Origin of the sequence: Shewanella sp. T24-MNA-CIBAN-0130 (assembly GCF_040310185.1) — a bacterium.
GTDB classification, from domain to species: Bacteria; Pseudomonadota; Gammaproteobacteria; order Enterobacterales; family Shewanellaceae; genus Shewanella; species Shewanella psychromarinicola.
Map to the genome: position 1 here is coordinate 1 of NZ_JBEOPP010000125.1, position 745 is coordinate 745.

Here is a 745-nt window from a genome sequence, read left to right on the forward strand (position 1 = left end):
ATGGCGCCACGTTTATCCTCTCGAATAATCCTGCCTGTATCTTCAACTAGCACAATATAGTCTTTTACACTAAACATTAAACCTTTAGGCATATCCTGACGCTCATTCCCCACAAAAGGCAATAACTCTGCTGGTTGTTCACCTTTTATCGCTGAGTGTATTCGGCGTTGAATGCTGGTGCAACAATCTTGGGTGGCCATATTTAATTAGGTGGCCATATTTAATTTTTAATTTCCTAAGCTGGGACAACTTCACATAATCAATCAAAATTTGTTTCACTGCATTAACATTAGAGTTATTGTTCTAAATATTAGAGTTATTACTCTAAAAAATAGATATTATCAAAGGAACTACTGATGAGTAAAATAAAAAAAACGCTCTTAAGCCTGGCGGCTGTATCTGTATGTGTATTGGCTGGCGTCATGTTTTATGCCACTGACATCGCAAAAGGTGACCTTCCTGCAACAGACCCGCAAAGCTACACTACCATTGAAGCGAATGGCCTTAGTTTTGCCGTTGATATCCGCGGAGACAAAACGGGGACACCGGTTATATTACTCCACGGATTCCCTGAGTCGGCGGTGATGTGGGACTCATTCATGGATGAACTCACTGCAAATGGATATTATGCCATTGCACCCAATCAGCGTGGTTACAGCGCTGGATCTCGACCAGATGACGTTGAACAATACCAATTGAAATACCTGACTTCAGATGTTATTGCGATTGCTGACCAGCTCGAATT

General features: G+C 41.3%; 1 protein-coding gene and 1 pseudogene. One reads left to right on the top strand and one right to left on the bottom strand.

The annotated features are described in order from the left end of the window. A pseudogene (locus AAEZ02_RS21730) lies at nt 1–179 on the bottom strand (transposase); the annotation flags it as partial. Between the two features lie 177 nt (nt 180–356). Here AAEZ02_RS21730 and AAEZ02_RS21735 point away from each other — a divergent pair. Then, nucleotides 357–745, top strand: a 389-nt coding sequence (locus AAEZ02_RS21735; RefSeq protein WP_351125000.1) for an alpha/beta fold hydrolase, incomplete at its 3' end; no start/stop codon positions are given.